Annotated in this window: 6 protein-coding genes; 3 read left to right on the forward strand and 3 right to left on the reverse strand. The window is 73.8% G+C overall.

The features are described from left to right. On the reverse strand, positions 1-369 hold a 369-nt coding region (locus G3I65_RS51580), incomplete at its 3' end, for an alcohol dehydrogenase catalytic domain-containing protein (RefSeq protein ID WP_160703322.1). A gap of 81 nt (positions 370-450) precedes the next feature. On the opposite strand from G3I65_RS51580, the gene G3I65_RS51585 reads away from it, so the two are divergent. Next, positions 451-1020, forward strand: a complete 570-nt coding sequence (locus G3I65_RS51585; RefSeq protein ID WP_163046906.1) for a TetR/AcrR family transcriptional regulator — start codon at positions 451-453, stop codon at positions 1018-1020. Here the strand turns inward: G3I65_RS51585 and G3I65_RS51590 are convergent. Then, positions 976-2112, reverse strand: coding sequence for a hypothetical protein (locus G3I65_RS51590; RefSeq protein ID WP_160703324.1), 1137 nt, complete (start codon positions 2110-2112; stop codon positions 976-978). The two genes, G3I65_RS51585 and G3I65_RS51590, sit on opposite strands and share 45 nt — an antisense overlap. Before the next feature lie 216 nt (positions 2113-2328). Beyond that, the gene (locus G3I65_RS51595) at positions 2329-2841 is read right to left on the reverse strand and encodes a DinB family protein (protein WP_163046907.1); all 513 of its coding nucleotides are present in this window, start codon (positions 2839-2841) and stop codon (positions 2329-2331) included. 44 nt (positions 2842-2885) lie between these two features. Here G3I65_RS51595 and G3I65_RS51600 point away from each other — a divergent pair, with 44 nt between their 5' ends. Further along, a complete protein-coding gene (locus tag G3I65_RS51600) occupies positions 2886-3746 on the forward strand; it encodes a hypothetical protein (protein ID WP_163046908.1) in 861 nt (286 codons plus the stop codon). A gap of 53 nt (positions 3747-3799) precedes the next feature. Then, positions 3800-4770 (forward strand): ABC transporter ATP-binding protein (locus G3I65_RS51605; RefSeq protein ID WP_160703328.1); only part of this gene is annotated, 971 nt, incomplete at its 3' end.

Raw genomic sequence — 4770 nt, forward strand, 5'->3', positions numbered from 1 at the left:
GCCGAGCGTCACGGCGTCGACGGGCGAGAGGGCGGGCGGGAGCGGGACGAGCGTCTCGGCCGGCGCGACCGCCTGCTCGGCGTAACCGCCGCCGATGCCGGTGAAGGCCCAGACGCGCTGGCCGAGCCAGGCCGGGTCGACGCCGTCGCCGACCGCGGCCACCGTGCCGGCGATCTCGCCGCCGAGGACGTGCCCGGGCCGGAACCCGTACGCCGCGAGCGAGCCGTTGCGGATCAGCATGTCCACGCCGCCGACGCCGATCGCCTCGGTGCTGATCAGCACCTGCCCGCCGGCCGGGTCCGGGACCGGGAGGTCGACGACGGCCAGCCCTTCGGGCCCGCCGAATTCCTGCACCGCGACTGCTTTCACTGTTCTTCTCCGTCGTTCCGGGATCGTTGATCGACCGCGGACGGTAACGGACGCCCCCGTCCGTTTCGCTAAAGTGAGGGAGTGACCGACGTTTTGCCTCACCTCCGGCGCTCGGACGCCCGGGACAACCGCGACCGCATCCTCGAAGCGGCCCGCGCGATCTTCGCGGCCGACGGCCTGGCGGTGCCGATGCGCGAGATCGCCCGGCGCGCCGACGTCGGCCCGGCGACGCTGTACCGCCACTTCCCGACGAAGGAAGCGCTGGCCACCGAGGCGTTCGCCGACCAGATGCGCGCGTGCTACACGATCGTCGACGACGGGCTCGCCGACCCCGATCCGTGGCGCGGCTTCACTTCGGTGCTCGAGAAGCTGTGCGAGCTGTACGCCCGCGACCGGGGCTTCACCGCGGCGTTCACGGCGGTGTTCCCGCACGCGCTGGATTTCGCGGCGGACCGCGAACGCGCGGTGAAGTCGATCGCGGAGCTGACCCGCCGGGCCCGGGAAGCCGGTCACCTGCGCCCCGACGTCGAACTGGACGACGTGATCCTCGTGCTCATGGCGAACGGCGGCATCCAGGCCGCCTCACCGGCGGCCCGCGTCGCGGCTTCACGGCGCTTCGCCGCGCTGGCGATCCGGGGCCTCCAGGCCTGACGCCCACTGGTGGCCGCTCCCCCGGTGCAGGGCGGCGTACACGCGGTCTCGCAGGACGTTGGCCTCGTGGTCGGACAAGGTGGCGCCGAGCGGGCGGAGCACCAGCCGGACGAGGAGGTTCCGCTGATCGCGGCGGGCCCCGAGCCGGACGAGCGCGGCCGGCGGCAGGTCCGCGCACGGCGTCTCCTGGCGGATTTCGACCGACTCGACGACGTCGGCTTCGTCACCGAGCGCGTCCCGGACCCGGTCGCCGAGGTCTTCGGCCCGGTCGCCCGCGTCGGCCGCGATCGACAGGTCACGGCGCACGGCCGGCAGCGCCGACACCGGCCGGTACGGCTCGAGGTCGGACATCTGCGCGGCGACGGCCGGTTCGGCCGACCGCAGGAGCCGGATGTCCGGGATGCCCTTGCGCAGCATCAGCATCCGGTCGAGGCCCATGCCGAGCGCGAGCCCGGACCACTCGGAGCCGAGGCCGGCGCGCGCGAGCACGGCGGGGTGCGCGAGCCCGCATTCGGCGACTTCGACCCAGCGGCCGTCGTGCTCGACGTCGAGCTGCGCACCGTCCACTGTGTACGGATGGCGGCGCGGCTCGAGGCACCACTTCGCGTGCGGCACGAGCGCGGCGACCATCTCCTCGAGGTCCGCCCGGCCGGCCGGGCCGCGGGTGATCCGCCACAGGTCGAGCTGGTGCGGCGTGCCGCTGTGCAGCCGGTCGATGCTGTCGCGCCGGTAGACGATGCCGGGGCAGACGAGCAGGACATCGTCGGCCGGGCACGCCGCCAGCGCCCGCAGCGCCGCGGGGACCATGGCGGTCGAGTGGCTGCGCAGGACGTGGTCCTGGTCGACGTACCGGGTGTAGCGGGCGTCGCGGGTGACGTCGGCGGGGTCGTAGCCGAGGTTGTCGTAGTTGTCGGCGACGGTGACGACGCGATCGCCGGGCCACCACCGCACGGCGACCGGCCACCGGGCCGCGAGCGCGTCGACGGCCTCACGGACGACGAGCTGCACGGCGTGCACCCCAGCTCGTGGATCGGTGAGATCGCGGACGGCGAGATCACGGGTGAGCTGGGCGGGACTGAGTGCTTCGGGCATGACGGGACCTCCGGGATGCTGGGGCTGGTGAGGGAGATGGCTCCCCCTGGCCCGGCACCCGGCGAGGTCAGTACTGCTTCGCACCCGTCAGCCGACGGTGGGCGTGGCACCGGCACCCCGCTGGCACGAAGGCCAGGGGGCCGGTAAATCGGCGGTACTCCGCGACGACACCCACATACCCAGGCTAATGGCGACGTCACGTCGTTTTCTTCGGTCTCATTCGCCCACCTCCCCGTCCGCCAGCTCCCGCAGCACGTCGAGGTGCCCCACGTGCCGGGCCGTCTCCTGCACCACGTGGGCCACCACCCAGCGCACCGTGAACTCCGCCCTTCGCCGGGTGCGGTCGTCCGGGCCCAGCCGGTACAAGGCCTTCTCCGCCCGGCCCCACTCCGCCCGGTACGCCGCCACCACGGACTCCGGGGTGTCGGATTCCGCGAGGTCCCAGCTCGGGTCCGGCGACCCCGCCCACAGCGAAGGCAGGTCCGCGCCGCCCGCCTCGATGCACAGCCACCAGCGCTCCACCGCCGTCAGGTGCTTCACCACGCCCAGCGCGCTCATCCGCGGCGACGACGGCAACGGGGTCGCCGCCGCCTGCCCGACCGTCAGGCCCGCCAGCTTGTTCACCGCCGTCGCGCGCAGGAACTGCAGGAAGTCCAGCTGAAGGCGCAGCTCGTCGGCCGCCAGCCTCGCGGGCCAGCGGCGGTGCGTCTTCGAACTCGTGTTCGACATGACCGCAACGTACCGCACGGGTCCGACAAAATAGAGTGATCCGCATGTGGTGGGGACTGCTCTGCGCCCTGGGCGCGGCTATCGCGTACGGCGTGGCTTCGGTGATGCAGGCGGTCGCCGCGCAGGCGACGGACACCGGCGCCGACGGCGTCGATCCGAAACTGCTCGTGCGCGTGCTCGGCCAGTGGAAGTTCGTCCTCGGCCTGGCGCTGGACATCCTGGGGTTCGTCGCGCAGATCGCCGCCCTGCACGTGCTCCCGCTGTTCGTCGTGCAGGCCGCGCTCGCCGCGAGCCTCGCGGTCACGGCCGTCGCCGCGCGGTTCCTCGGGGTGCGCCTCGGGCGGCGGGAATGGGCGGCCGTCGCCGTCGTCTGCGCCGGGCTCGCGCTGCTCGGCGCCGCCGCGGAAAGCGAAGGGTCCGACCCCGTCGGGCTCGGCTTCCGACTCGCGCTGGTCGGCGCGGTCGTCGTGCTGGCCGGCGCCGGGATCGCCGCCGGGAAGGCGAACCGCCGGGTGCGGACGCCGGCGCTCGGCCTGGTCGCCGGGCTGAGCTTCGGCGTCGTCGCCATCGCCGGCCGGATCATCCCGAGCCTCGCGCCGCTCGACCTGCTCACCGACCCCGCGACCTACACCGTCGCGGTCGCGGGCGGGATGGCGATGCTGTTCTACGCGACGGCGCTGCAGCGCGGGAGCGTCACCACGTCCACCGCCATGATGGTGCTCGGCGAGACCGTGTTCCCCTCGCTGATCGGCGTGTTCGCGCTCGGCGACCGCACGCGACCGGGGTTCGCGGTGGTCGCCGTCGCCGGGTTCGTGCTCGCCGTGGCCGCCGCGCTCGCGCTGGCGCGGTTCGGGGAACCGGCCGCCGAGCCGCGGACTGAGACGAAGCCGACCGTTTTCCCGTAACTCTTTTACTTAGACTAGCCTTACCTATCCACGACGCGGACAGGGAGGCGCGGGTGAGCACGACGGGACGGGAAGTCCTCCGCCGGTCGATCGCCGGGCAACGACGATCGGTGACCCTCGCGGCCCTGCTGACCGCGGGCCACCAGGGCGGCGAAGCACTGGTGCCGGTGGTGATCGGCGTGGTGATCGACCAGGCCGTCGCCGGCGGTTCGGTGGGCACGCTCCTGCTGTGGCTCGCGGTGCTGGGCGTCCTCTTCGCCGCGCTGTCGACCAGCTACCGCCTGGGCGCGCGCTTCGGCGAACGCGCCGCGGAGCGCGCGGGCCACGAGCTCCGCCTCGACGTCGGGCGCCGGGTGCTGCACCCGGGCGGGGTCGCGGATTCCGGTGCGCTGGCCGGGGAACTGGTCAGCATCGGGACGTCGGACGCGAAGCGCGTCGGCACGGTCAACGGTGTGCTGCCCTTCGCCGCCGCCGGGCTGGCCGGGCTGCTGGTCAGCGCCGTCGCGCTGCTCACCATGTCGCTGCCGCTCGGCCTGCTCGTGCTGCTCGGCACGCCGCCGATGCTGTACCTGGCGCACCTGATCGGCAAGCCCCTCGAGCGCCGCAGCGAGGCCGAGCAGGAGCGGTCCGCGTTCGCGTCCGGCATCGCCACCGACCTCGTCGCCGGGCTGCGCGTGCTCAAGGGCGTCGGCGCCGAAAGCGCCGCCGTCGACCGCTACCGCCGCACCAGCCAGGACTCGCTGAAGGCGACGCTCCGGGCCGCGCGCGCCCAGGCGTGGCACAACGGCGCGTTGCTCGCGCTCACCGGCGTCTTCATCGCCGTGGTCGCGCTCGTCGGCGGCAACCTCGCCGCTGCGGGCGACATCAGCGTCGGCGACCTGGTCGCCGCGGTCGGGCTGGCGCAGTACCTGATCACGCCGTTCACGATCTTCTCCTGGGTCAACGGCGAACTCGCGCAGGGCCGGGCGTCGGCCGCGCGCATCGCCGACGTGCTCAACGCGCCGCCCGCCGTCGGCGCCGGGGA

This window comes from Amycolatopsis sp. SID8362 (assembly GCF_010550475.1).
In the GTDB taxonomy this organism is placed as follows: domain Bacteria; phylum Actinomycetota; class Actinomycetes; order Mycobacteriales; family Pseudonocardiaceae; genus Amycolatopsis; species Amycolatopsis eburnea.